A 23,635-nucleotide genomic window follows, 5' to 3' on the forward strand; every position below is an offset into this window, starting at 1 on the left:
GGAGCCCGCCTGGGAGTGGCTGACGCATGCCGGCACAGCCGCCTCCGACGCCTTGCCAGCGTCGATCCGCCGATCGGCCGCACGGCACGACGACGCATTAGCATGACCTAACGTCAGCCTATGTGAAGCTGTTCACAATGCCGGAACCCGTCAGCCTTCTCGGTCGACCGGGATCGTGCCGGCCGCTCATGGACCTGAGGGCCGCGGTGTTCTTCACCGTATTGATCTTGAGATCGGCGTTCGCGGACCGTCCGCTCAGGCGTCGGGTTGCAGGCGCCGCCGCTTGCGGTCGGTGCCAAGGCCCGTCGCTTCGAGCAGGCCCTTGCGCTTGGCGTCGTAATAATAGCCGGTCTGGTAGAGCGTGTCGGCCCGCTTGGCGTTGCCGCCCGAAACCAGCCAGGCGCCGCGCAGATATTTGACTGCGTATTTGAGATTGGTCTCGGCGTCGAACAGGCCGGCCGCCGGCCCGTCATAGCCCATGCCGCGCGCAGTTGCGTGCTTGATCTGCATCAGCCCCCAATGGCCATGATTGTAGGCTTTTGGGTTGAAGGTGCTCTCGCGGTTGACGACATGGCGCACCAGCTCGACCGGCACTTCGTAGATCGCTGAATATTTCTCGATCAGCCGCTCGATCTCGGCGCGCGGGCCGCTGGCGTGCTGCTCGGATTGCCGGGGCGCCGCCAGCAGCGCCGGATTGTCCGGCGCCACATAAGCAACCTGCTGCACGCCCGGCATCGGCGCTACTTTCGCCGACTGGCCCGTGACGGGCATTGCCATGCCTGCGGTCGTGTAAACCGCCGCTCGGCTGATGGATCCCGCCTGCTTGATGGATCCGGGGCCGGTCGGCGAGCCGCCGGCCGTCAGCACCGGTGGCGGCGGAAACTGGCCGGCCATCGGCGTCGCTCCGGCAAAGGCCGCGGGCTGAGCCAGCGCCGCGCCGGGCTGAACCGGAGGAGGCAAAGGCGCGCCAGGCGTCGCCGGCGCGCCTGGCGTGGTCGCCATGGCGACGGCATCGCCCGCGAGCGCCGCGGTCTGCACCTGCGCGAGGCCAGACGGCTCCGGCAGCACGGCCACTGTTTCCGGCAGCGCTAGGGTGGGCGTATCGTCCGCAGCGGTAGGCGTCGCAGCCTCCGCAAGCGCGGGCGCGGCCTTCATCTGCGAGGTCGAGGTGCAACCGCTGAGACCGGCTGCCGCAACGAGCACGCCGAGGGCGGTGAATATGATTTTAGCTGGCAAGCCGTGCAGGTCCGGTTTGTCGTTTGTTAAGGAGTCCTTACACCAGCGATTCACACCCGGCAATCGGGGCGGGTAGGCGGTTTTCGGGTGGCGATAACAGGGCGGAAATGCCATATTGTTCTGGATATGTACTCGTTTTTCGCCGTTTTGCGGAAGGAATACGCCATGAAACCCACATCTGAGATCACGGCCGGCCACGCAGTGTTAGAAACAGTGATCGGCTTCATGGGCATTGCATGGAGCGAGAAGGGCCTGATCCGGCTCTGCCTGCCCGAGCGCAGCCGTGAGGCGATCGAGCGCCGTCTGTTCCGTCATGCGGGTGTTTCGACCTCGACGGACCAGCCGCAATGGGTGGTCGAGCTGATCGCCTCGATCAAGGCCTACGCGGCCGGCGAGGACGTCGACTTCTCCTGGGTGCCGGTAGACCTGGACGGCGTCGATGACTTTCGCCTCGCCATCTATGACGCAGCGCGCAAGCTCCGCTTCGGCGAGACCACCACCTATGGTGAGTTGGCCAAGCGCGCCGGCCATGCCGGCCTTCCGCGCGAAACGGGCGCGGCGCTCGGCGCCAATCCCGTGCCGCTGGTCATTCCGTGCCACCGCATCCTGGCGGCTGGCGGCAAGATCGGCGGCTTCTCCGCCCCGGGCGGCTCGGCCACCAAGGAAAAGATGCTCGCGATGGAAGGCGTGCGCGTCGGCCCGCCGCCCGCCGCGCAAGCCTCGTTCGGGTTCTGAGAAGCGCTACCCGCTCTTCAATCCCTGTCAGTCGTTGTGCAGGAACCGGCGGCGGAAGCGCCGATCGAAATCCGGTCGCTTGCAGACATAGACCATGCAGGACCGGGTGTCGGCGCTCGGCACATAGGCGCGCGCCCTCACCTCGCCCGCGTTGCAGAAACGCTCGTCGCGCACATAGCGGTCGTAGAGCGGCAGCCCCGGCACGCGCGTCGACTGGTAGCGCAGGATGACGGCGCCCTGCCTGGCGATCGTCGCCTGCACCCGGTCGCAGCTCATGCGCGTCGGATCGTAGCGCGACACCGCCTGCGCCTCCGCGGCCAGCAGCAGGAAGCAGGCGGCAAGCAGAATGGTCCTCATGGCTTCTCTCCTCGGAAAGGCAGGCATTCCATCCCTTCACAACGCGGGCCTGCTGTCAAAACTTCCACGCGCCACTGCATTCCGCTCGATCCGGCATGCGGGCATTGTCCAGGCACCCGTCTTGTTTTCTTGCTCAAACTATCCTATATCCGCAACATTGAATTTGGCCGATCGATCGGGCCGCGATCTTCGCGTTTGCTGACGTCTATCTCCAAAATTTCGATACCGCCGGCCGGACAATGGTCCGGTCAAACAAAAGCAAATGTGAAGGGCATTCTATATGGCAACTGGTACGGTCAAGTGGTTCAACGCCACCAAGGGCTATGGGTTCATCCAGCCCGACAATGGCGGCGCGGACGTTTTCGTCCACATCTCCGCCGTTGAGCGCGCTGGCATGACCACCCTGGCTGAAGGCCAGAAGATCAACTTCGAGATCGAGCAGGACCGCCGCACCGGCAAGTCCGCCGCTGGGTCTCTGAGCAAGGCAGCCTGATTTGGCTTGAGCATTTCGCAGCCAGGCTTAACCGCCAAGCGCCGCGAGATGCGAAGTAAGCAAGGCGCGCGCCGGACGAAGGTTCGGGGCGCACGGCAAGTCACGGATGTACTGACGGTCGCGCGATAAGCGCGCCGGAGTGGAAGGATCCGACAAGCTGGAACAGCAGATAGCTGCCAGCCCGGACCAGACGCTCCCGGTCAGGCTACCGGCATAGGAAGGCGGGCATTGCCCGCCTTTTTTGTTGCCTGGATTTTGGGCGAATTGCTGTCTGGGTTGAATGGTCCCTTTGCTAGTACCATTTTAGCCCAATAGTGGTAGCATCGGCACATGACCAAGCTCGAACAGATCGAAAAATCCGTCGCGGAGCTCAGCCCTGAAGAGCTGAAGGCCTTTGCCGCCTGGTTCGAGGCGCTGCAGGCTGATTTATGGGATAAGCAGATAGAAGCCGATGCAAAGGCGGGCCGGCTGGACAAGCTGGTTGCAGAAGCACGCGCCGAAATAGCCGCCGGCAAACTGCGTGACCTGTGAAGCACAGAGCCACCGCTAGCTTTTGGACAAAATACAATTCTTTGCCAAAGGCCGTTCGCCATACGGCCGATAAGAGCTTCACCTTGATGAAGGCCAATCCGCGGCATCCGTCCCTCCATTTCAAAAAGGTGGGAGAGCTTTGGTCGGCGAGGATAGACGACAATTATCGGGCCTTGGCCCTCGAAAGCGCTGATGGCTTTGACTGGATCTGGATCGGCAGCCATGCCGAATACGATCGTCTCATCAAATAGCCAACAGCGCCTCCAAATACTCGCCGCGTAGAAACAGATTAGCCCACCCACTCGATCGGCACATGGCCCTTGTCCGCCTCGACCCGCTTCAGCCAGGCGGCGACGGCCGGATAGGCGTCGAGCTGGAAGCCGCCCATCCCGGCGGTGTGCGTATAGGCATACAAAGCGATATCGGCGACGCTATAGGCGCTGCCGGCGAAGAATTCGTTCCGCTGCAAATGCTGGTTCATCACGCCAAACGCCTTGTTGCCGCGCTCCAGGGTCAGAGCCAGCCGCTCGGGCGTAGCGTCCTTCGCCCGGTCCGGGAAGGTCAAAAGCGCCTTGCGCACCGCGATGTAGGGCTCGTGGCTGTATTGCTCGAAGAACAGCCATTGGTAAGCCAGCGCGCGTTCGTACTTGTCGGCCGGCAGGAAGCGCGTGCCCTCGGCAAGATAAAGCAGGATGGCGTTGCTCTCGGCGATGCGCCTGCCGTCGTCGAGCTCGAGCATCGGCACCATCGCGTTCGGATTCTTGGCGACGTAGTCGGGTTTGCGCGTCTCGCCGGTATGCGAGCTCACCTCGACCCGGGTGAAGGGAATGCCGAGCTTCGCCATCAACAGCCGCGGCTTGTAGCAATTGCCGCTGTCGGCCATGTCGTAAAGGATCATGCCTCTTGCCCTCTCCGAGTCTTGCCGCAAGGCTCTAGCGCGCGGGTCGCACCTCATCCAGTGATTTGTTTTTGAGGAGAACCATCAGCAGCGCTGATGCGTCTTTAGCGGCCAGGCATCAGCGATGCTGATGCAGAGGCACGATCTTGTCGCCGGCGTCGAGCAGGGCGTCGATGGAAAGCGGCTCTTCATTGAAGATCGTGCCGGCAAGCGCCGGGCGGGCGAGATGGAAGCCTTGCAAAAGGTCGACGCCGCCCTCGAGCGCGACGCGCAAATGCTGGGCGCTCTCGATGCCCTCGACCAGCACCTTGGCGCCTCGCTCGTGCAGCATCGCCACCAGCGGCCGGAAGAAGCGCTCGGCGGCGGCATGGCGGCAGAGCTCGCCGAACCAGGCGCCGTCGATCTTGACGACGTCGGGCGCAAGCAGGTCGATGCGCGCCTCGGTCGAATGTCCCGTGCCGAAATCGTCGATGGCGATGCGGATGCCGTCGCGCCGCATTTCGCGCACCAAGCTGGCAAGGACACGGTCGTCGGCCGCCTGTTCGGTGATCTCGCAGACCAGCAGGCCGGGCTCCAGCTCGAAATCGCCGAGATGCCTGGTCATCAGCCGGATTTCGGCCAGCGCCCTGCCGAGATGGTCGTTGACGTTCGGATTGTAGTTGAAGAACAGCGTCAACCCCTCGACGCCGATGTTGCGATAATTGCCGAGATGCAGCATCCGGCACATCGTTTCGACAAACAGCCGGTCGGACGCGGGAACGCCGTCGAAGAACATTGGCGGGGCTATCGGATCCGCGACACGCCGCGGCTCGATCAGCCCCTCGACGGCAACCGCCCTGAGTGCCTTGCCCTCCGGAGTGAAGATCGGTTGATAGGCGCTCCACAGCCGGAACTCGCCATAGACGCCGAACTGAAGGCCGATCTCGTCGGCGAAGATCGCCTCGGCGACGTTGCGCCGCCTGTCCGGTTGTTGGCTCATGGTGCGACCTTGCGCCCGAACACTCTTGCCGGCCGCGCCCGCGGCGCCGGGGCCGGACTTGCGGCGACCTGTGCCTTGTTTTCGTCGGCCGAAGACCGCGCAACCTTGCCGAAGACGCGGAAGCTGGTGGGGGCAAGTTCCGGCCGGGCCAGCACGTAGCCTTGCACCATGGAGGCGCCGGATCTCTCGGCAAGCTCCAACTGCCAGCCTTCCTCGATACCTTCGAAGACGGTGCGGATGCCCTGGCTCTCGAAGCTTTGCACCATCGCCGTCAGCAACGCGAAGCCCGCGCCGGACTCCATCAGCTGGGTGATCCAGTGCGCATCGAATTTGACGATGTCGGGCTTGAGCTCCTTGATCCGGTTGATGTCGGAATCATCGGCGCCGTAATCGTCCACCGCGATGCGGAAGCCGTTGGCCCTCAGCGCCTCCACGAAACCGTAGAGCGTTTCCTGCGAAGCCGATTTCTGCTCCGTGACCTCGCAGACGATGCGGCGCGGATCGATGCCGGCTTCGTGCAGCACCAGCCGCATGTCGCGCAACGCCTTGTCGGCGATGTGGCGATCGGTGAAGACCGACGGGTCGAAATTGACGAAGATGAATGCTTCTTCCGGCAGGCAGGCGCCGGCGTTCAGAAGATGCAGCGTGCGCGTCAGCGCCTCGATATGCAGCCGGTCGGCCGCCGGGCAGGTGCCGAAGAATGTTCCCGGAGACTGCGGCTCGCCATCGCGGAACGGCCGGATCAACCCCTCGAAAGCGGCGACCGAAAGCTTGCCTTCCTTGAAGGCGAAGATCGGCTGGAACGCGCTCTGCAGCGTATAGATGCCCCAGACACCCGTAGAGGTGCCGTCATCATGACGGATGATGTGGGCGAGCCCGATGCTGCGCGACAAGGTTTCCCGCTCCGCGAATAGGCGCGATCCGATCTGCGATCCTGCCAGCCAAGGGTTTACCGGCCGTTGATGAATTTAGCGTTGCCGCTCGCGCAGGCTTGACCTTGGTCACGCCTCCTTGACCTCTGGCTCATCGCACAATGCTTGCGCTCCGCGCCATGATGCGACATGAGAGGCGCCGCGGCCGCTTCTGGCCGCTTTCCTAGGAGACATCTTGTCATGGCCTTTCTCGCCGACGCCCTTTCCCGCGTTAAGCCTTCCGCGACCATCGCGGTGACGCAGAAAGCGCGCGAGCTGAAAAATGCCGGCCGTGACGTGATCGGCCTCGGCGCCGGCGAGCCGGACTTCGATACGCCCGACAACATCAAGAACGCCGCGATCGAGGCGATCCGCCGCGGCGAGACCAAATATCCGCCGGTCTCCGGCATCGTGCCGCTGCGCGAGGCGATCGCGAAGAAATTCAAGCGCGAGAACAATCTCGACTACCGCCCGGAGCAGACCATCGTCGGCACAGGCGGCAAGCAGATCCTGTTCAACGCCTTCATGGCGACGCTGAACCCGGGCGACGAGGTCATCATCCCGCGCCCCTACTGGGTGAGCTATCCCGAAATGGTGGCGATCTGCGGCGGCACGTCGGTCTTCGCCGACACCTCGATCGACAACGGCTTCAAGCTGACGGCGGAAGTGCTGGAAAAGGCGATCACGCCCAAGACCAAATGGCTGTTGATGAACTCGCCGTCCAACCCCTCGGGCGCCGCCTATACCGAAGCCGAGCTGCGGGCGCTGGCCGACGTGCTGCTCAAGCACCCGCATGTCTGGACGCTGACCGACGACATGTATGAGCACCTGACCTATGGCGACTTCGTCTTCAAGACCATCGCCGAGGTCGAGCCGAACCTCTATGAGCGCACGCTGACCATGAACGGCGTCTCGAAAGCCTATGCCATGACCGGCTGGCGCATCGGCTACGCCGCCGGCCCGGTGCCGCTGATCAAGGCGATGGACATGATCCAGGGCCAGCAGACCTCGGGCGCCTGCACCATCGCGCAATGGGCCTCCGTCGAGGCGCTCAACGGTCCGCAGGACTTCATCGCCAAGAACAAGGCGATCTTTCAAGGGAGGCGTGATCTCGTCGTCTCGATGCTCAACCAGGCGCGCGGCATCACCTGCCCCTCGCCCGAAGGCGCCTTCTACGTCTATCCGTCTTGCGCCGAGCTGATCGGCAAGAAGACCAAGACGGGCAAGGTGATCGACAATGACGAGGCCTTCTGCTCCGAGCTGTTGGAAGCCGAAGGCGTCGCGGTGGTGTTCGGCTCCGCCTTCGGCCTCGGACCGAACTTCCGTATCTCCTACGCCACGTCGGATGCCTTGCTGGAGGAAGCCTGCACGCGCATCCAGCGCTTCACCGCGTCGCTGACCTGACCGGGCGCAAGGTCGCCAACATAACAACCCGGCTCCGGCCGGGTTTTTTTCGGACAGCTTCAGCCGCCATATTGCTCGGGCGTGACTTCTTCCAGCCAGTCGGCGTGGACGCCGTCCAGCGCCTCCTGCATGGCGATGTGTGTCATGGCTGTTTTCGCCCCGGCGCCGTGCCAGTGCTTTTCGCCGGGCGCGAAGGAGACGACGTCCCCTGCCCTGATGATCTGGACCGGCTCGCCCCAGCTCTGCGCAAGTCCGGCGCCAGCCGTGACATAGAGCGTCTGCCCCAGCGGATGGGTGTGCCAGTAAGTGCGCGCGCCGGGCTCGAAACTGACCAGCGTCGCCCTGAGCCGCGCCGGCGCCTCCTTCTCGATGATCGGCGTCTGCAGCACCCGGCCGGTGAAATAGGTCTCCGGCGCGATGATTGTCGGCACGCTGCCGCATGCAATGATCTTCATCGTTCAGATCCTCCAACGCGTTGGTTGAACAGGGGCCGCGTGCGGCGTCTCGCGCCTTAGTGTCGCTTCCCAACGCGGCCATTGCAACCGGCTTCGGGGGGTTGCTGAGCGACAGCACCGATTCCACGCTCAGGCATCGCGCGGCCGCAACATTAGAATGTCTAAGAACTGTCATAAATCGTTGCTTTTTAACCATAAAATCGCGATCCTTACTCACCCGCGAAAGAAGCAGCCAAGGCAGCGGCTGCGCTCAGCGTTTCTTAACGGCTGAGGCCCTAGCCATGGCGCGTGCTGTGGGGGCGCGGACATGAGCATCTTGGCGACAATCAAAGATCATAGCGGCCGTATCTATCGCGGCATCCAGGCCTTGCTCGTGATGAGCATCGCCGCCACCGGGCTTGCGGCTTTCGCGCTGACGGAGAATGGCTCCCGCACTGGCGCGCTCGCGGTATCGGTGACATCGACCTTGATGGCGCTTTTGGTGCTGATGTACATGCGCGCGAGCGTCGTCCAGCGCCTGCAATCGGCGGCGGACGCCGAAGCCGAGAAGCACCGCTTCCTCTCGGTCGATGCCATGACCGGCGCCACGGCCCGGCGCTATTTCATCGAAGCCTTGGGCGACTGGCTGGGCGGCTTGCGCAAGCGCCGCCAGGCAAGCCTGCTTTTGATCGACCTCGATCATTTCAAGCAGCTCAACGACACGTTCGGACACCAGTTCGGCGATCTGGCGCTGGCCCATCTGGTCGCGGAAGCGCAGCGCATCTTCGAGGACAGCGTCATCGGGCGGCTCGGCGGCGACGAGTTCGGCGTCATGGTTCCGCATGGCGACGTGGCCCTCATCAACAGAGACGCGCGCCGGCTGCTGGATGCCATGCGCGCCGGCAAAAGGCACGAGGGCAAGATTATTCCGCTGTCGATCTCGATCGGCGTGGCGCTTGCGCCGCTGCATGCTTCGAATGCAACCGAATTGATGCTTCTGGCCGACCTCGCACTCTACGAAAGCAAGGCTGGCGGCCGCGGTCGCGTTACCGTCTTCGACGAGGAGATGCTGTCGGACAAACGTTATCGCCGGCTGGTGGAGCGCGAACTGCGCGCCGCGATCTATCTCGGCGAGTTGGAACTGCACTACCAGCCGATCGTCGATCCCGACGGCTCCGTCGACGCGCTGGAAGGCCTGATCCGCTGGCGCCACCCCGTGCGCGGCTTGATCTCGCCGGCGGAATTCATCCCGATCGCCGAGCGCTCGACGCTGATCGACATGATCGGGGAATGGGTCTTCAAGCGCGCCTGTGCCGATATCGGGCATTTTCCCGAACGGCGCATCTCGATAAACGTCTCCGGCGAGCAGCTGAAGCGCGACGAGATCGTGACGATGTGCGACCGGGTCCTGCGCGAAACCGGCCGGTCGGCATCGCAATTCATCATCGAGATCACCGAGACGGTGGCGACGGCCGCGACGCCAGAGGTGCTGAGGCGCCTGGAGGCGCTGCGCGGCCTAGGCTTCCACATTGCGCTCGACGACTTCGGCACCGGACATTGCGGCTTCAATTATCTGAAGTCGCTGCCCATCGACAGCGTCAAGATCGACCGCTCTTACATCCGTAGCCTCGCCCATGATCAGGTGGCGCAGATCTTCGTTTCCGCGCTTGCCCAGATCGCCCGCATCCAGGAGATCGCCATCGTCGCCGAGGGCGTCGAGACCGCGCAGGAATTCGCTCTCGCCCGAACGGCCGGCTGCAGCCGCTTCCAGGGCTATTTCTTCGGCAAGCCGGCACCGCGCGACAAGGCAAGCGCGTTGTGTGTCGCCGCCCGCGACCAGCTCGCCCTCACGGCCTGACAAACAGGAAATGGCAGCCTGCCGGACCCAAGCCGGCGAACATCCTATTTTTCTTGCCCTCCCGGCGAACCCGTGTGACGATGGCTTCGGGAAGAGGTGAAAACCCCGCCCGCGACGGCCGAACAGGCCGGCCGCCGCTCTGCACAGGGTGCGATCGGACGCAAAACCGGTTTTCACTTTTGCTGATCGCTCTCTTGGGAAACGCCTGAGTGGAGGTTCAGCCATGGGTACTCGCGCCGGAGGACGACGCACGGGACCGAAATGCATCGCCATAGTCGGTCCCTTTGCAAGCGGTAAGACGACACTTCTCGAAGCAATTCTCGCCCGCACGGGCGCCATTCCCCGCCAGAACCCCGTTTCATCGGGCAACACCGTTTCCGATCATTCGCCTGAAGCCCGCGCCCACGCCATGAGCGTCGAGGCGACTTTCGCCACCACCGATTTCATGGGCGAGCAGCTCACCTTCGTCGACTGCCCCGGCTCCATCGAATTCGCCTTCGAGGCCGAACCCGTGCTTGCCGCCTGCGACCTCGCCGTCGTCGTCGCCGAGGCCGACGAGAAGAAGATCCCGGCGTTGCAGCTCATCATGCGCAAGCTCGACGATCTCGCCATTCCGCGGATCCTGTTCCTCAACAAGGTCGACAAGGCGATCGCGGGCGTGCGCGAGACGCTGAAGATGCTGCAGCCGGCGAGTTCGGTGCCGCTGCTCTTACGCCAGATTCCGGTGCGCAAGGACGGCATCGTCATCGGCTCGATCGATCTGGCGCTGGAGCGCGCCTACATCTATCGCGAATACGCCGAGAGCGAAGTGGCCGAAATTCCAGGCGACGACAAGGCGCGCGAGCTGGAGGCGCGTTTCTCCATGCTGGAGACGCTCGCCGACCACGACGATCACCTGATGGAGCAATTGCTGGAGGAGATCGAGCCGCCGAAGGACGCGATCTTCGACGATCTGTCGGCCGACCTGCGCGCCGGCGCGGTGACGCCGGTGCTGATCGGCACCGCCGAGAAGGGCAATGGCGTGCTGCGCCTGTTGAAAGCCATTCGCCACGACGCGCCGGACGTCGAGGCGACGAGGAAGCGCCTTGGCGCGCCGGACGGCCAGACGGTGGTGCAGGTGATGAAGACCATCCACACTGCGCATGGCGGCAAGCTTTCGGTGTCGCGCGTGCTGTCCGGCCAGTTGGCCGACGCGGCCGAGCTTTTCCTGTCCAACGGCGACACGGCGAAGGTGTCGGGCATTTACAGGATGCTCGGCAAGGACCAGTCGAAGCTGACATCGGCCAAGGCCGGCGACACGGTCGCGCTCGGCAAGCTCGAGAACGTCAAGACCGGCCAGACGCTGAGCTCGGCCAAGGGGGGCATCCGGCCATTGGTCACGCTCGAGCCGCCGCAGCCGGTCTTTGCCTTCGCGCTTCGTCCCAAGGAGCGCAAGGACGAGGTCAAGATGTCGGCGGCGATCCAGCGGCTTGCCGAGGAAGATCCATCGCTCAGCCTGCGCCACAACCAGGACTCCGCCGAAACCGTCCTGTCGGGCCACGGCGAAATGCATCTGCGCGTGGTGCGCGAGCGTCTTGAGGGCAAGAACCAGATTCCGGTCGAGGGGCATGCCCCGGCGGTGCCTTACCGGGAGACCATCCGCAAAGGAACGCAGCAGCGTGGCCGCCACAAGAAGCAGTCCGGCGGCCACGGCCAGTTCGGCGATGTGGTGATCGAGATCAAGCCGCTGCCGCGCGGCTCCGGTTTCCAGTTCTCCGACACCATCACCGGCGGCGTGGTGCCGAAAACCTACATCCAGTCCGTGGAAACTGGCATCCGCGACTATCTGAAGACGGGTCCGCTCGGCTTCCCGGTCGTCGACGTCGCCGTCAACCTGTCGGACGGCTCCTACCATGCGGTCGATTCCTCCGACATGGCTTTTCAAATGGCGGCAAAGCTGGCGATGAAGGAAGGCATGGCTGCCTGTTCGCCAGTCCTGCTTGAGCCGATCATGAAGGTCGAGATCGTCACGCCCTCGGATGCCACCTCGAAGATCATCGCGCTGATCCCGCAGCGGCGCGGCCAGATCCTCGGCTATGACGCAAGGCCGGACTGGCCGGGCTGGGACGTGGTCGAGGCGACCATGCCGCAGGCCGAGATCGGTGACCTGATCATCGAGCTGCGCTCGGCCACTGCCGGCGTCGCCAGCTACAAGGCCGTTTTCGACCATATGGCCGAACTCACCGGCCGGCTCGCCGACGAGGCGATGAACGCCAACGGCAAGGCCGCGTGAACAGCTTAGCCTTTTGACGGATGGAGATATGGAAACGGCGTCCGGATGATCCGGACGCCGTTCCTATTGCGGACCGTTTTCCTGGGAGGCAACGGCTGGTCCGCCGCATCCGGAAAAAATGGTTCGGACGCGGTAGCTGCCTGAGCCCGGTCTTTCGAGTGATGCCCCCATCTCCCGAACCGACCAACCGCGTCCTATCATCTACTTAAACCATAGACTGCGTCTGCGACATGTTACCCGATGTTACATGTCACTGTTACGTGGGGGATTCGGTCGTGTTTTTGCCGGCCCGGACGGCCGTGGGCAACAAAAAAGCCGGATCAATAAAGATCCGGCTGAGTTTGATTGGAAGTGCCGATTAGGGCTAACCTCCAGAGGGGAACACTCGAGGGCGCTAATGGGAGGAGAACGCGCCCTGGAGATGTCACTATATATGTGCTCATCATGCCCAAGAAACAAGCATCTATTTTGCAACACACGCATGCAAAAAGACGCAGGCTGTGGTCCAACCTATTCTTGGAACCCATAGGACCAGAAAAATCGCCGATTTCGGTGCGTTTCCAGCCCTAAAGCGACTGCTTGAATGCAAGATCGGCCCGATTTTGCTCGAAAACAGGCGAGCCGGCGAAATGATGTCGATTTCGGCAAGCCGAGTTTATTTTTACGGCAGGAGACCGATGATGCGAACTTTTTCAGCAATCGCCGGCAGCGCGTTGTTCCTTGTCGCGGCGCCCGGCGTTGTCGCCGGATTGGCGCCTTGGCTGCTGACCGATCATTATCGCAAACCTCTGTCGGCTCTGCCGGGCTCTGTGCCCGTGGGCTCGATTCTTGTGATCGGAGCGGCTGCCATCCTGCTTCATGCTTTCGCCCGCTTTGCTCTCGAAGGCCTGGGCACGCCCGCTCCCGTGGCGCCAACCGAGAAACTGGTTATCGGCGGCATCTACCGTCATGTGCGCAACCCTATGTATGTCGCCGTGCTGGCGATCATCTTTGGTCAGGCTCTCATCTTTTCAAGCTGGCCGGTGCTGGTCTACGGCCTCATCGCCGCGGCGGCGATGATCTCCTTCGTCAAGCTCTACGAAGAGCCTACACTCGCCAGCCGTTATGGCGAGGAATACGAGGTCTATCGCCGCGCCGTGCCCGGCTGGCTGCCGCGGCTGACACCCTGGCGCGGTTGAACCGCCCCGTTCCGAGGGGTGCCGATATTCAGGTCAGGCCGGGCCGAGAACGGCAGGTTCCGAGAACGGGAACGGAGCGTATTTCCGTACGTGACTGCCGGAAGCGCAGGAGGCTGCCGTTCGCAGGCCGGCCTCATCTGAATATAGGCACCCCCTCAGTAGGACCAGCTACGGGCCTTGGCGATGATGAAATCGCGAAAAACGTGCAGCTTCGCCTGGTTCTTCATCGCGTCGGGATAGGCGAAATAGGTGTCGAAGGACGGCACCTCTGTCTCCGGCAGCAGCTGGATCAGATTCGTGTCCTTGCTGATCACATAGTCCGGCAGCATGGCGATGCCGGCGCCGCCTTGCACCGCCCGCTTGATCGACAGGATGTCGTTGATCTGCAGCGTCGGCACGCGCTGCGCGCCCTCGAAATCGCCCACCGTCTCCAGCCAGTTGAGCTCCGACAGATGCGAAGGCACCGGCACGCCGAAGGTGACGATGCGATGGTTCCTGAGTTCGGCGATCGAAGCCGGCTTGCCGAACTTGGCGATATAGGATGGCGCCGCGTAAAGGTGGAAATGCACCGTGAACAGCCGGCGCTGGATAAGGTCCGGCTGTTGCGGCTGGCGGAGCCGGATGGCGCAATCGGCCTGGCGCATGGTCAGGTCGAGCTCCTCATTGGCAAGAATCAGCTGAAGGCTGATCTCGGGATAGAGCTCGATGAATTCCTGCACGCGCTCGGTCAGCCAGCCGGCGCCCAGGCCCACCGTGGTCGTCACCCTGAGCACGCCCGACGGCCGGTCCTTGGTTTCGGTGAGCCGCGTCTTGATGGTTTCCAGCTTCATCAGCACGTCATGCGCCGTGCGGAACAGCATCTCGCCCTGCTCGGTCAGCACCAGGCCGCGCGCATGGCGGTGGAAGAGTGCTACGCCGACATCATGCTCCAGCGCGCTGACCTGCCGCGAGATGGCCGATTGCGACAGATGCAGCGTCTCGGCGGCATGGGTGAACGACCCAGCCTCCGCCGCTGCGTGAAATACGCGTAATTTGTCCCAGTCCAGCGCCATGATTCCCCTCGCGTTGCCTTTGGCGTCTGAATGAAAAATCAGGCTTTTAAACGGCTTTTTTCAGCCGATCTGTCATTCCGCCGCTTCGCGGTGAACCTCGATGCCCGCCAGATATTTTTCCGCCTCGAGCGCCGCCATGCAGCCCAGCCCGGCCGCCGTCACCGCCTGGCGGTAGACGTCGTCGGTCACGTCGCCGGCCGCGAACACGCCGGGCACGTCGGTGCGGGTCGAATCCGGCGCCGTCCACAGATAGCCGTTCGGCTTCTGCTTCAGCTTGCCGACGAAGAGCTCGACCGCGGGCGCATGACCGATCGCCACGAACACGCCGTCGACCGTCAGCTTCGATTCCTGGCCGGTCACGACATTGCGCAGCGTCAGGCCCTCGACGGAAGGCGGCAGCGGCGCCTTGCCCGGGCGTCCGGTGATCTCGTCCACCACCGTGTCCCAGATGACGCGGACATTGTCCTTCTTGAGCAGCCGCTCGCGCAGGATGCGCTCGGCGCGGAAATCGCCGCGCCGGTGGATGACGGTGACGCTCTTGGCGAGGTTCGACAGATAGAGCGCTTCCTCCACCGCCGAATTGCCGCCGCCCACCACCGCCACATCCTTGCCGCGGTAGAAGAACCCGTCGCAGGTGGCGCAGGCCGAAACGCCGAAGCCCATGAAGGTCTGCTCCGACGGGATGCCCAGCCACTTGGCCTGCGCGCCGGTGGCGATGATCAGCGCGTCCGCCGTGTAGACGGTGCCGGAATCGCCGATGGCGCGGAACGGCCGTACATTGAGATCGACCTCGGTGATGATGTCGTTGATGATGTCGGTGCCGACATGCTCGGCCTGCGCCAGCATCTGGCTCATCAGCCACGGGCCCTGGATCGGATCGGCGAAGCCCGGATAGTTCTCGACATCGGTGGTGATCATCAATTGGCCGCCCTGCTGCAGGCCGGCGACCAGCATCGGCTTCAGCATGGCGCGGGCGGCATAGATCGCCGCCGTGTAGCCGGCCGGGCCGGAACCGATGATAAGAACGGGCGCATGTTTCGTGTTCATGAAAGTCCCCTGCGGCGCGCGGCCGTGGTTTGTCGCGCGTAATGTAAGTGTTGCCCGTGGGACCAGCAAGGCAAGTTGGCCTTCGTCCCCGGAAAGCTTCATCCCCGGCATACCGGGCCATATCGCGCCCGCCACCAATGCATGCCGCCCGGGAGGTGTGTACGGCTCTGGGATGACGACATGCATCAAACAAGGAGAAAATCATCGCAAAGGGATAGCCTCCCGGGCGAAACCAAATTACAAAATCGCGAAAGATTCTTGCGCGAAAGCCGATCATGCCGCTCAAAGCCGATCTCGACGCCATCGACTGGAAGATCCTGCGCGAGCTGCAGGCTGACGGCCGCATGACCAACGTCGAATTGTCCAACCGGGTCGGCATCTCGGCGCCGCCCTGCCTGCGCCGCGTCAGGCGGCTGGAAGAGACCGGCATCATCCGCGGCTACCGCGCGCTGCTCAACGCGCCGGCGCTGGGCATGGATGTCGTCGCCTTCTGCCTGATAGGCCTGCATCATCAGGCCGATGCCGAGCTGAAAACCTTCGCCGAACGCACGCGCGGCTGGCCGATCGTGCGCGACGCTTGGATGGTTTCGGGCGAATCCGATTTCCTCCTGCATTGCGTGGCGAGCGACCTCGGCACCTTCCAGACCTTCGTCATCGAGGAATTGGCCTCAGCCCCGAATGTGGACACGGTGCGCACCGCCTTGACCATCCGCCGCGTCAAGGACGAAGGCCTAGTGGCGTTCCCGACTTAATGCGCCGGCTTGTGGAAATTCCCCAGCGCAAACAACGAGCTTAGCGCCAGATATTGAATCAGTCTGCGATCAGAGCGACCGTATCGCGGCAAGCAGCCCTTCAAAGTCCGCGGCGTCGCGCAGCGGCGAGACCGAAAGCCCGTCCATCGTCGAGACCTCGCCGTCGACGAGCCAGCCGCGCTTGAGACCGGCGCGACGGCCGGCTTCCATATCGGCCGGCTTGTCGCCGACGATCAGCGATCGCCTCAGATCGAGGCCGAGCCGGCGGCCCGCCTCCAGCAGCATGCCCGGATTGGGCTTGCGCATCGGGTGAGCGGCAATCGCGAGAGGACCTGAACCGGCGTCGTGATAAGCGCAGGCCAGCACCATGTCGGCAAAGGCGTTCTGGTCGGCCAGCAGGTCGAGCACGCGCTCGTTGACGCGTGCGAACGCATCCCAGCCGAAATAGCCGCGGGCGATGCCGGACTGGTTGGTAACGACAACGACCGGGATGCCGTGCCCGTTCGCGGCCTCGATGACCGGCGCGATGTCGTCGCGCAGCACCATGGCCGCCGGATCGTCGGGATAGCCGGTATCGACATTGATTGTGCCGTCGCGGTCGAGAAACAGCGCCGGCCGGCCCGCCGGAAAGCTCCGGTCGCCAACCCGCTCGACCCAAAGCCCCGGCTCGGCCAGCGGAAAGCCTTCGCTCTCAGCCATTGCTGAGACGCGCTTCGACCGCCTCGCACATATGGTGGTAGAGGCACAGATGCCCCTGCTGGATGATCGGCGTCGAGGTCGACGGCACGTTGAGCAGGATGTCGGTCAGCGGCTTGAGCTTGCCGCCGGTCTCGCCGGTCAGGCTGATCACCGTCATGCCCATCGCCCTCGCCTGCTCGGCGGCGGCAAGGATGCTTGGCGAATTGCCGCTGGTCGAGATCGCCAGCAGCACGGCGCCTTCCGATCCATGCGCCTCGACCTGGCGCGAGAAGACCGTGTCGAAGCCGTAGTCGTTCCCCCAGGCGGTCAGCACCGCGGCGTTCGCCGGCAGCGCAATGACGTTGTAGGCCTTGCGCTCCTTCAGGAAGCGGCCGACCAGCTCGCCGGCGATATGGATGGCGTCGCTCGCCGAGCCGCCATTGCCGCAGATCAGCAGCGCCTTGCCTTGCGACAGCGCGGTCACCACCGTGCTCACGGCGCGTTCCATCTCGCCGGTCAGATCACGCTCGACCATCGCCGAGATCGCCGCCGCGGAGCGGACAAGGTAGTCGTTCAAATCGGACATGAGACCCTCAGTTTGCGGCACGCAGCCTGCCGATCGTGTTCGTCGTGCTCTTGCCGGCGACGAGGTCGACCAGCACCACGCGCCCGCCCGCCTTCTGGACCACATCGGCGCCGACCACGGTTTCGATCGTGTAATCCGCGCCCTTGACCAGGATGTCCGGCAAGAGCGCCTCGATCAGCTTGAGCGGCGTGTCCTCCTCGAAAACGACGACGGCATCGACCGAGGCAAGCGCGGCCAGCACGCAGGCACGGTCGTGCTGGTTGTTGACCGGACGTCCGGGCCCCTTCAGCCGGCGCACCGAGTTATCGCTGTTGAGGCCGAGCACCAGCCGGTCGCATTGGCTGCGCGCGGCATGCAGCAGGCTGACATGGCCGGCATGCAGGATATCGAAGCAGCCATTGGTGAAGCCGACGGTCAGCCCCTCTTCCTTCCAGGCGGCGACCATCCTGGCCGCGGCATTGAAATCGAGAATGGCGTCCTGGTGAACGGTCGGCCCGTGCGAGCGGAACAGCGCACCCGACAATTCCTCGACGTTCAGCCGTGCCGTGCCGCGCTTTCCCACCACGACACCGCCGGCCGCGTTGGCGATGACGGCGGCGTGCACCCGGTCGGCGCCGGCGGCGAGCGACAGCGCGAAGCTCGCGATGACCGTGTCGCCGGCGCCGGAAACGTCGAAAACCTCGCGCGCCTGGGTCGAGATGTGGCGGGCATCCTCGGCGGAGACCACGCTCATGCCCTTCTCGCTGCGCGTCGCGACGATGAACTCGAACTCATGCGCGGCGATCAGGTCGCGTGCGGCGGCGACGATCTCGTCGTCGCCGAACACCTTGCGCCCGACCGCCTCGCCGAGCTCCTTGCGGTTCGGCGTCACCGCCGTGGCGCCGGCATAGCGCGCATAGTCGTGCCCCTTCGGATCGACCAGCACCGGCTTGCCGGCATCGCGGCAGATCGCGATCAATTCGCCGGCGACGCCATCGAGCAGGATGCCCTTGCCGTAGTCGGAAAGGATAACGATATCGGCGCGGCCAAGCGTCGCCTGGAAATGATCGATGAGCTTCGCCCGCTCGGCGGAGGTGAGCGGCTTGATCTCTTCCTCGTCGAAACGCAGCACCTGCTGGTTGAGGGCGCTGAAGCGGCTTTTCGACGAGGTCATGCGGTCCTGGCGCTGCAGGAGCCCGTCAGTGTCGACGCCGATCTCGCTGAGCATCCGCATCAGATTGTTGCCCGCCTGGTCGGCGCCGATCACCGAAACGGGTATCGCGGCCGCGCCCAGCGAGACGATGTTGGAGACGACATTGCCCGCGCCGCCCATGTTCAGCGTCTCGCCCCGCCCATGCAGCACCGGGATGGGAGCTTCCGGCGAGATGCGCTCGATCACGCCGTTGACGAACCGGTCGAGGATGAAATCGCCCACCACCAGCACGGTGACGTCGCCGAACCGGGCGATGGTGCGGTGCAAAGGTTCCGGAGAAGGCGGATTGTGCTTGATCATCTCGCTGGCGCCCCGAGGGCGGATTTGGTCGGTTTGAGGCGCCGGAATTGCAGCGCCCATCGTATTTGCGATGCCGATATACCGCAATTCGGGCCAGCGCAACGGCAGGCTGCGAACCGGGCAGGCGGAACAGGCGCGAGTGAAGCGGGAGCTTTGCGGCGCGACTATGGCCAAGCATCGCCGGCCTAGCCCGCGAACGTGCTTTATCGACACTCCCGCCCACCTCACCTATAAGAGCCGGAATCGTAAGCAGCAGAGGCCTTCATGATCATCGTCACGGGCGGCGCCGGCATGATCGGCTCCAATATCGTCGCCGCTCTCAATGCCGAGGGCCATGATGACATCGTCGTCGTCGACGATCTCACCGACGGCCACAAGATCGCCAACCTCGCCGACCTTCGCATCGCCGACTATCTCGACAAGGACGATTTTCTCGCGCGGATCGAGGATGGCGGGCTCGGCCGCATCGAGGCCGTCTTCCACCAGGGCGCGTGCTCGACCACCACCGAGTGGAACGGCAAGTTCATGATGGACGTGAACTACGCCTATTCGAAGCGGCTGCTGCATGCCTGCCTCGCTCTACGCGTGCCCTTCCTTTATGCCTCCTCCGCATCCGTCTATGGCGGCGGCAGCGAGTTCCGCGAGGAGCCCGACTTCGAGCGCCCGCTCAACGTCTATGCCTATTCGAAGAAGTTGTTCGACGACTATGTCCGCCGCAACGTCTTCGACACCGATCATTCGCAGGTGACGGGGCTGCGCTACTTCAACGTCTACGGGCCGCGCGAGGCGCATAAGGGCGCCATGGCCTCCGTCGCCTTCCATCTCTTCAACCAGGTCGAGCGCGGCGAAAACCCGAAACTTTTCGGCGCCTATGGCGACTTCGGCCCTGGCGAGCAGAGCCGCGACTTCATCCATGTCGGCGACGTCGCGGAGGTCAATCTATGGCTTTGGAAGCGTGGTTTGAGCGGCATCTTCAACTGCGGCACCGGCCGCGCCCAGCCGTTCCGCGCCGTCGCCGAGACGGTGATCGACACGCTCGGCAAGGGTGAGATTGAATTCATCCCCTTTCCCGACCATCTCAAGGGCAGCTACCAGAGTTTCACGCAGGCTGATATGTCCCGCTTGCGCGCGGCCGGCTACAATGGCCAGTTCCGCACAGTCGAAACCGGCGTCAGGGACTATGTCGAATGGCTGAAGGCCCAACGATCCTCGTGATCGGCCCACGTTGGGTGGGCGACATGGTCATGGCGCAGTGCCTGTTCGCGGCGCTGAAGGAAAAGCATCCGCATGCGGCGATCGACGTGTTGGCGCCCGCCTGGGCGGCGCCTTTGGTCAAGCGCATGCCCGAGATTCGCAGCCAGATCGATTTTCCACTGATGCCGGGGGCACTCGAATTCCGCAGCCGCAGGCGCTTCGGCCGCTTGCTGCGCGGCCGCTACGACATGGCCTATGTGCTGCCGGGAAGCTGGAAATCGGCGCTGATCCCATTCTTCGCCCGCATTCCGCGCCGCGTCGGCAATCTGCGCGAGATGCGTTACGGCCTGCTGACCGACGTGGTGCCGCTGCCCGAAGCCTTGAAACGGCGCACGGCGCGCGCCTATTTCGGCCTCGCGCGCGGCGGCACCTTTCGTGCGCCGAAGCTTACCGTCGACAACGCCAATCAAGCCGATCTGCTGGCTCGGTTCGGACTGACCGGCAAGAAATTCGTAGCGCTCATGCCCGGCGCCGAGTTCGGCCCGGCAAAACGCTGGCCGAGCGATCACTATGCTGGGCTCGCCCGGGACCTGATGGCCAAGGGACTGGGTGTCGCGTTGCTCGGCTCGAAGAATGATGCCGGCGTGACGGCTGAGATCGTAGCACTTGTTCCGGGCGTCATCGACCTTGCCGGCAAGACGCGGCTGGAGGACGCCATCGACCTGATCGCCGCGGCAAAGCTTGCGGTCTCGAACGACAGCGGCCTGATGCATGTCGCGGCCGCCGTCGGCACGCCGATCGTCGCCGTCTACGGCTCGACCTCGCCCGAGAACACGCCGCCGCTCAGCGAGCGCTCGGAGCTGATCTGGCTGCATCTGTCCTGCTCGCCCTGCCACAAGAAGGTCTGCCCGCTCGGCCATCTCAACTGCCTGAAGACGCTCGATGTCGCCCGCGTCACCGCCGCGGCCGACCGCTTGCTCGAGGTTCCGGCAGCGGCATGAAGGTGCTGATCGTCAAGACATCGTCGATGGGCGATGTCATCCACACCTTTCCGGCCGTCGAAGACGCGATCCGCAACCGCCCCGATGTCAGCTTCGACTGGTGCGTGGAGGAGCCGTTTGCCGCCATCGTGGCCTTGCATCCAGCGATTGGCACCATCCACAAGGCGGCTGTCCGGCGATGGCGCAAGAGGCTTTTCCACGGCGAAACCTGGCGGGAGATGGCCGGGCTGCGCAGAGCGCTCCGCGCCTGCCGCTACGATCTTGTCATCGACGCGCAAGGCTTGTTGAAGTCGGCCCTGGTCGCCATCCAAGCCGGCGCGCCGATTGCCGGCTTCGACGGAGCGAGCGCCCGCGAGCCTTCGGCGACGCTGTTTTATCAGCGCAAATATCCCGTACCGCGCGACCTTCACGCCATCGAGCGCACCAGGCGGCTGTTCGGACTGGCGCTGGGCTACCAACCCGACCTGTCGGCGCTCGAGTCCGACATCGTGCCGCCGGCAGGCGGCTTGGCCGGCGTTGAAGGCGGGATCGCCTTCCTGCTGCACGGCACCAGCCGCGAGGACAAGAAATGGCCGGTCGAGGATTGGATCGAGACCGCGCGCCGGCTGGCCGGCCGGCACTTCACGCCGGTGGTCACCTGGTCGAACGATGCGGAAAGGAAAGTGGCGGAAGCCATTGTCGGAGCTGTGCCAAGGACGGTTCTGGTTCCAAAATCGCCGCTCGCCGAGATCGCCGCGATCCTTGGCCGTTCGGCGCTCGTCATCGGCGCCGACACCGGCCTCACCCACCTCGCCAGCGCCTTCGGCCTGCCGACAATCGCCATCTTCCTGGCGACGGAACCCGGTCTCACCGGCCCGCGCGGGAAGTTTGCATCGACCTTGCTTGCGCCAGCCGGCGGCAAGGTCGCGCCGGCTGAAGTGGTGGCTGAAGCGGAGCGGTTGCTGACGCTCAGATCAAACGCGCCGACGTGAGGACCTTTTCAGAATTCGCTCTGGCGAGTCGAATAGCGTGGTTTTCGAGAACCGGAGCGAAGCGTACTTAAAGTACGTGAGCACCGGAAGCGCAGAAAACCGCGCTAGTCGGCCGCCGGAGTAGAATTATCAAAAGGTCCTCAAATAAACTGCACCTCGACAATCTCATACCCCCGCGCGCCGCCCGGGGCATTGACCTCGATGGCGTCGCCGACTTCCTTGCCGATCAGCGCGCGCGCGATCGGTGAGGAGATAGAGATGCGGCCGGACTTCACGTCGGCTTCCTGGTCGCCGACGATCTGATAGGTTTTCTTTTCCTCGGTGTCCTCGTCGACGAGCACGACCGTCGCGCCGAATTTCACCTTGTCGCCGGAAAGCTTGGAGACGTCGATGACCTCGGCGCGCGCGATCAGATCCTCGAGCTCGTTGATGCGGCCTTCATTGTGGCTCTGCGCCTCCTTCGCCGCGTGATACTCGGCATTTTCCGACAGGTCGCCATGCGAGCGCGCTTCGGAAATCGCCTCGATGATACGCGGACGCTCCTCCTGCTGACGCCAGCGGAGCTCTTCCTTCAGTGACGCGAACCCCTCGCCTGTCATCGGGACCTTGATCATATGCCTGACCTTTCCTGCCGCCGCCCCCGTTTTCGGGAGCGGCCTTGTCGATAGGTACAAAAAGAAAACGGTCCGGCAGCCTCGGGCTAACGGAACCGTCTCACCACAATTTCCCTGAATATAGCAATCTTCGCGCGATTTTCACGCCCAAAAATGAAATTCGGCAAAATGATCACCGCTTTCGCGGGGTCCGCGGCGCGGCAAACGAAAACCGGCTGCGATTGCCGGCGGCCGGTTCGAAGAGCAATTCCAGGAAAAGTGTGAGCGGTTTTCCGTCCGGAATTGCGTGAAATAGAGAAAGAGCGGTCGCCGTTTCCGTGAAACGGTGAACCGCTCTAAAGACCTCGAAGCCCTGTTCAGCTCCTCAGGAAATGATCGATCTGCTCCGACAGCATGCCGTATTCGCGCGAACCCTTGCCGGTCCGCTTTTCGATTTCCTGGAGCTGCTGCTGGGCGCCGGCAAGATCGCCGATCTGCAGATGCGCCTCGCCCAGATACTCGCGCACCAGCGTGTAGTTCGGGTCGATCCTGAGCGCTTCCTCGTAATAGCCGAGGCCGACGGTGACGCGGCCCGAATGGCGGTGCGAATAGCCGAGGTAATTGAGGATGCGCGGATCCTGCTTGTTGGCGGCGAGCGTCAGCACCGAGATCGCCTCGTCGTAGCGCCCGGCCATCGCCAGATCGTGTCCTGCCTCATAGATGCTGTCGTCGTCCAGCATGCCATATTGCGGCACGACGCATTTCTTTTTCTTCTTGTCCCAGACCTCGCCCTTCTTGCAGGTGGTGGTCGTCTGGCCACCGCTGCTGCCGCCTTCACCAGCTGCGAAAGCCGGCGCAACGAACAGCGGCAGCGCCGCGATAGCCATGACCTGAACAAGCAAACGTCTGCGCATCGAAGCCTCCATGAGCGTGACAATGGCAGGTTAACGCCGCCTCGGGGCGGTTTCATCCCGAAATGCGAG

Annotated in this window: 25 protein-coding genes; 12 read left to right on the forward strand and 13 right to left on the reverse strand. The window is 63.7% G+C overall.

From position 1 onward, the window contains the following. Positions 1–255 precede the first annotated feature (255 nt). Positions 256–1,236 (reverse strand): lytic transglycosylase domain-containing protein, encoded by a 981-nt coding sequence (locus MJ8_RS24935; RefSeq protein ID WP_201411320.1) that lies wholly within the window; start codon positions 1,234–1,236, stop codon positions 256–258. Positions 1,237–1,401: 165 nt separating this feature from the next. On the opposite strand from MJ8_RS24935, the gene MJ8_RS24940 reads away from it, so the two are divergent. Next, complete coding sequence (locus tag MJ8_RS24940) at positions 1,402–1,971, forward strand: methylated-DNA--[protein]-cysteine S-methyltransferase (protein ID WP_140754550.1); 570 nt, start codon at positions 1,402–1,404, stop codon at positions 1,969–1,971. A gap of 27 nt (positions 1,972–1,998) precedes the next feature. On the opposite strand, the gene MJ8_RS24945 is transcribed toward MJ8_RS24940, so the two are convergent. Further along, on the reverse strand, positions 1,999–2,328 hold the full coding sequence (locus tag MJ8_RS24945) for a hypothetical protein (protein WP_201411321.1): 330 nt from the start codon (positions 2,326–2,328) through the stop codon (positions 1,999–2,001). 280 nt (positions 2,329–2,608) lie between these two features. Here MJ8_RS24945 and MJ8_RS24950 point away from each other — a divergent pair, with 280 nt between their 5' ends. The 3 genes from MJ8_RS24950 to MJ8_RS24960 all read left to right on the forward strand — a co-directional run bounded on the left by MJ8_RS24950 (position 2,609) and on the right by MJ8_RS24960 (position 3,603). Next, positions 2,609–2,821, forward strand: a complete 213-nt coding sequence (locus MJ8_RS24950; protein ID WP_112126846.1) for a cold-shock protein — start codon at positions 2,609–2,611, stop codon at positions 2,819–2,821. A 330-nt stretch (positions 2,822–3,151) separates the two neighbouring features. Then, positions 3,152–3,352 carry a hypothetical protein gene (locus tag MJ8_RS24955; protein ID WP_201411322.1) on the forward strand — a complete coding sequence of 67 codons (201 nt, stop codon included), beginning with the start codon at positions 3,152–3,154 and terminating at the stop codon, positions 3,350–3,352. An 83-nt stretch (positions 3,353–3,435) separates the two neighbouring features. Then, positions 3,436–3,603, forward strand: a complete 168-nt coding sequence (locus MJ8_RS24960; protein WP_318528194.1) for a hypothetical protein — start codon at positions 3,436–3,438, stop codon at positions 3,601–3,603. A 38-nt stretch (positions 3,604–3,641) separates the two neighbouring features. On the opposite strand, the gene MJ8_RS24965 is transcribed toward MJ8_RS24960, so the two are convergent. The 3 genes from MJ8_RS24965 to MJ8_RS24975 all read right to left on the reverse strand — a co-directional run bounded on the left by MJ8_RS24965 (position 3,642) and on the right by MJ8_RS24975 (position 6,122). After that, complete coding sequence (locus tag MJ8_RS24965; RefSeq protein ID WP_201411324.1) at positions 3,642–4,250, reverse strand: glutathione S-transferase family protein; 609 nt, start codon at positions 4,248–4,250, stop codon at positions 3,642–3,644. 118 nt (positions 4,251–4,368) lie between these two features. Further along, entirely contained in the window at positions 4,369–5,229 is an 861-nt protein-coding gene (locus MJ8_RS24970) for an EAL domain-containing protein (RefSeq protein ID WP_201411325.1), read from the reverse strand. Further along, positions 5,226–6,122, reverse strand: coding sequence for an EAL domain-containing protein (locus tag MJ8_RS24975; RefSeq protein ID WP_201411326.1), 897 nt, complete (start codon positions 6,120–6,122; stop codon positions 5,226–5,228). The genes MJ8_RS24970 and MJ8_RS24975 overlap by 4 nt, the downstream gene beginning before the upstream one ends. A 219-nt stretch (positions 6,123–6,341) precedes the next feature. Between MJ8_RS24975 and MJ8_RS24980 the strand changes: the two genes are divergently transcribed. Further along, positions 6,342–7,544 (forward strand): pyridoxal phosphate-dependent aminotransferase, encoded by a 1,203-nt coding sequence (locus MJ8_RS24980; RefSeq protein ID WP_201411327.1) that lies wholly within the window; start codon positions 6,342–6,344, stop codon positions 7,542–7,544. A gap of 59 nt (positions 7,545–7,603) precedes the next feature. Here MJ8_RS24980 and MJ8_RS24985 read toward each other — a convergent pair whose 3' ends face one another. After that, a complete protein-coding gene (locus MJ8_RS24985; protein ID WP_201411328.1) occupies positions 7,604–7,999 on the reverse strand; it encodes a cupin domain-containing protein in 396 nt (131 codons plus the stop codon). 307 nt (positions 8,000–8,306) lie between these two features. Here MJ8_RS24985 and MJ8_RS24990 point away from each other — a divergent pair, with 307 nt between their 5' ends. The 3 genes from MJ8_RS24990 (at position 8,307) to MJ8_RS25000 (ending at position 13,286) form a co-directional block, all read left to right on the forward strand. After that, positions 8,307–9,836, forward strand: coding sequence for a putative bifunctional diguanylate cyclase/phosphodiesterase (locus MJ8_RS24990; protein WP_201411329.1), 1,530 nt, complete (start codon positions 8,307–8,309; stop codon positions 9,834–9,836). Between the two features lie 223 nt (positions 9,837–10,059). Beyond that, positions 10,060–12,108 carry an elongation factor G gene (locus MJ8_RS24995; protein ID WP_201411330.1) on the forward strand — a complete coding sequence of 683 codons (2,049 nt, stop codon included), beginning with the start codon at positions 10,060–10,062 and terminating at the stop codon, positions 12,106–12,108. Between the two features lie 680 nt (positions 12,109–12,788). Then, positions 12,789–13,286: a methyltransferase family protein gene (locus tag MJ8_RS25000; protein WP_201411331.1), complete on the forward strand. Its 498-nt coding sequence runs from the start codon at positions 12,789–12,791 to the stop codon at positions 13,284–13,286. Between the two features lie 155 nt (positions 13,287–13,441). Here the strand turns inward: MJ8_RS25000 and MJ8_RS25005 are convergent, their stop codons facing one another. Continuing rightward, the gene (locus tag MJ8_RS25005) at positions 13,442–14,338 is read right to left on the reverse strand and encodes a LysR family transcriptional regulator (protein WP_140754530.1); all 897 of its coding nucleotides are present in this window, start codon (positions 14,336–14,338) and stop codon (positions 13,442–13,444) included. 72 nt (positions 14,339–14,410) lie between these two features. Beyond that, complete coding sequence (trxB, locus tag MJ8_RS25010) at positions 14,411–15,385, reverse strand: thioredoxin-disulfide reductase (RefSeq protein ID WP_201411332.1); 975 nt, start codon at positions 15,383–15,385, stop codon at positions 14,411–14,413. A 275-nt stretch (positions 15,386–15,660) separates the two neighbouring features. Between trxB and MJ8_RS25015 the strand changes: the two genes are divergently transcribed. Further along, positions 15,661–16,137 carry an Lrp/AsnC family transcriptional regulator gene (locus MJ8_RS25015; RefSeq protein ID WP_201411333.1) on the forward strand — a complete coding sequence of 159 codons (477 nt, stop codon included), beginning with the start codon at positions 15,661–15,663 and terminating at the stop codon, positions 16,135–16,137. Between the two features lie 69 nt (positions 16,138–16,206). Here MJ8_RS25015 and MJ8_RS25020 read toward each other — a convergent pair whose 3' ends face one another. Genes MJ8_RS25020 through rfaE1 form a run of 3 tightly spaced genes read right to left on the reverse strand, consistent with a single transcriptional unit; the run spans position 16,207 to position 18,893 of the window. Next, positions 16,207–16,836 (reverse strand): HAD family hydrolase, encoded by a 630-nt coding sequence (locus MJ8_RS25020; RefSeq protein ID WP_201411334.1) that lies wholly within the window; start codon positions 16,834–16,836, stop codon positions 16,207–16,209. Further along, positions 16,829–17,401, reverse strand: a complete 573-nt coding sequence (locus MJ8_RS25025) for an SIS domain-containing protein (protein ID WP_201411335.1) — start codon at positions 17,399–17,401, stop codon at positions 16,829–16,831. Before MJ8_RS25025 ends, MJ8_RS25020 begins: the two co-directional genes overlap by 8 nt. A gap of 7 nt (positions 17,402–17,408) precedes the next feature. Then, positions 17,409–18,893 (reverse strand): D-glycero-beta-D-manno-heptose-7-phosphate kinase, encoded by a 1,485-nt coding sequence (rfaE1, locus tag MJ8_RS25030; RefSeq protein ID WP_201411336.1) that lies wholly within the window; start codon positions 18,891–18,893, stop codon positions 17,409–17,411. A 264-nt stretch (positions 18,894–19,157) separates the two neighbouring features. On the opposite strand from rfaE1, the gene rfaD reads away from it, so the two are divergent. Genes rfaD through waaC form a run of 3 tightly spaced genes read left to right on the forward strand, consistent with a single transcriptional unit; the run spans position 19,158 to position 22,059 of the window. Beyond that, positions 19,158–20,108 (forward strand): ADP-glyceromanno-heptose 6-epimerase, encoded by a 951-nt coding sequence (rfaD, locus tag MJ8_RS25035; protein WP_201411337.1) that lies wholly within the window; start codon positions 19,158–19,160, stop codon positions 20,106–20,108. Continuing rightward, entirely contained in the window at positions 20,081–21,088 is a 1,008-nt protein-coding gene (waaF, locus tag MJ8_RS25040; protein WP_201411338.1) for a lipopolysaccharide heptosyltransferase II, read from the forward strand. Before rfaD ends, waaF begins: the two co-directional genes overlap by 28 nt. Next, a complete protein-coding gene (gene waaC, locus MJ8_RS25045; protein WP_201411339.1) occupies positions 21,085–22,059 on the forward strand; it encodes a lipopolysaccharide heptosyltransferase I in 975 nt (324 codons plus the stop codon). The genes waaF and waaC overlap by 4 nt, the downstream gene beginning before the upstream one ends. 140 nt (positions 22,060–22,199) lie before the next feature. Here the strand turns inward: waaC and greA are convergent, their stop codons facing one another. Both greA and MJ8_RS25055 read right to left on the reverse strand, forming a co-directional pair. After that, complete coding sequence (greA, locus tag MJ8_RS25050; protein ID WP_201411340.1) at positions 22,200–22,673, reverse strand: transcription elongation factor GreA; 474 nt, start codon at positions 22,671–22,673, stop codon at positions 22,200–22,202. A 356-nt stretch (positions 22,674–23,029) separates the two neighbouring features. Next, positions 23,030–23,566 (reverse strand): tetratricopeptide repeat protein, encoded by a 537-nt coding sequence (locus MJ8_RS25055; protein ID WP_140640788.1) that lies wholly within the window; start codon positions 23,564–23,566, stop codon positions 23,030–23,032. Positions 23,567–23,635: the final 69 nt, after the last annotated feature.

It is taken from the genome of Mesorhizobium sp. J8 (genome assembly GCF_016591715.1).
Taxonomy (GTDB): domain Bacteria; phylum Pseudomonadota; class Alphaproteobacteria; order Rhizobiales; family Rhizobiaceae; genus Mesorhizobium.

What these genes read in the sequence shown, in the direction of transcription:
- MJ8_RS24940 (WP_140754550.1), top strand. Translation starts at nt 1,402, where the DNA reads ATGAAACCCACATCTGAGATCACGGCCGGCCACGCAGTGTTAGAAACA.
- MJ8_RS24945 (WP_201411321.1), bottom strand. Translation starts at nt 2,328, where the DNA reads ATGAGGACCATTCTGCTTGCCGCCTGCTTCCTGCTGCTGGCCGCGGAG.
- MJ8_RS24950 (WP_112126846.1), top strand. Translation starts at nt 2,609, where the DNA reads ATGGCAACTGGTACGGTCAAGTGGTTCAACGCCACCAAGGGCTATGGG.
- MJ8_RS24955 (WP_201411322.1), top strand. Translation starts at nt 3,152, where the DNA reads ATGACCAAGCTCGAACAGATCGAAAAATCCGTCGCGGAGCTCAGCCCT.
- MJ8_RS24965 (WP_201411324.1), bottom strand. Translation starts at nt 4,250, where the DNA reads ATGATCCTTTACGACATGGCCGACAGCGGCAATTGCTACAAGCCGCGG.
- MJ8_RS24970 (WP_201411325.1), bottom strand. Translation starts at nt 5,229, where the DNA reads ATGAGCCAACAACCGGACAGGCGGCGCAACGTCGCCGAGGCGATCTTC.
- MJ8_RS24980 (WP_201411327.1), top strand. Translation starts at nt 6,342, where the DNA reads ATGGCCTTTCTCGCCGACGCCCTTTCCCGCGTTAAGCCTTCCGCGACC.
- MJ8_RS24985 (WP_201411328.1), bottom strand. Translation starts at nt 7,999, where the DNA reads ATGAAGATCATTGCATGCGGCAGCGTGCCGACAATCATCGCGCCGGAG.
- MJ8_RS24990 (WP_201411329.1), top strand. Translation starts at nt 8,307, where the DNA reads ATGAGCATCTTGGCGACAATCAAAGATCATAGCGGCCGTATCTATCGC.
- MJ8_RS24995 (WP_201411330.1), top strand. Translation starts at nt 10,060, where the DNA reads ATGGGTACTCGCGCCGGAGGACGACGCACGGGACCGAAATGCATCGCC.
- MJ8_RS25000 (WP_201411331.1), top strand. Translation starts at nt 12,789, where the DNA reads ATGCGAACTTTTTCAGCAATCGCCGGCAGCGCGTTGTTCCTTGTCGCG.
- MJ8_RS25005 (WP_140754530.1), bottom strand. Translation starts at nt 14,338, where the DNA reads ATGGCGCTGGACTGGGACAAATTACGCGTATTTCACGCAGCGGCGGAG.
- trxB (WP_201411332.1), bottom strand. Translation starts at nt 15,385, where the DNA reads ATGAACACGAAACATGCGCCCGTTCTTATCATCGGTTCCGGCCCGGCC.
- MJ8_RS25015 (WP_201411333.1), top strand. Translation starts at nt 15,661, where the DNA reads ATGCCGCTCAAAGCCGATCTCGACGCCATCGACTGGAAGATCCTGCGC.
- MJ8_RS25020 (WP_201411334.1), bottom strand. Translation starts at nt 16,836, where the DNA reads ATGGCTGAGAGCGAAGGCTTTCCGCTGGCCGAGCCGGGGCTTTGGGTC.
- MJ8_RS25025 (WP_201411335.1), bottom strand. Translation starts at nt 17,401, where the DNA reads ATGTCCGATTTGAACGACTACCTTGTCCGCTCCGCGGCGGCGATCTCG.
- rfaE1 (WP_201411336.1), bottom strand. Translation starts at nt 18,893, where the DNA reads ATGATCAAGCACAATCCGCCTTCTCCGGAACCTTTGCACCGCACCATC.
- rfaD (WP_201411337.1), top strand. Translation starts at nt 19,158, where the DNA reads ATGATCATCGTCACGGGCGGCGCCGGCATGATCGGCTCCAATATCGTC.
- waaF (WP_201411338.1), top strand. Translation starts at nt 20,081, where the DNA reads ATGGCTGAAGGCCCAACGATCCTCGTGATCGGCCCACGTTGGGTGGGC.
- waaC (WP_201411339.1), top strand. Translation starts at nt 21,085, where the DNA reads ATGAAGGTGCTGATCGTCAAGACATCGTCGATGGGCGATGTCATCCAC.
- greA (WP_201411340.1), bottom strand. Translation starts at nt 22,673, where the DNA reads ATGATCAAGGTCCCGATGACAGGCGAGGGGTTCGCGTCACTGAAGGAA.
- MJ8_RS25055 (WP_140640788.1), bottom strand. Translation starts at nt 23,566, where the DNA reads ATGCGCAGACGTTTGCTTGTTCAGGTCATGGCTATCGCGGCGCTGCCG.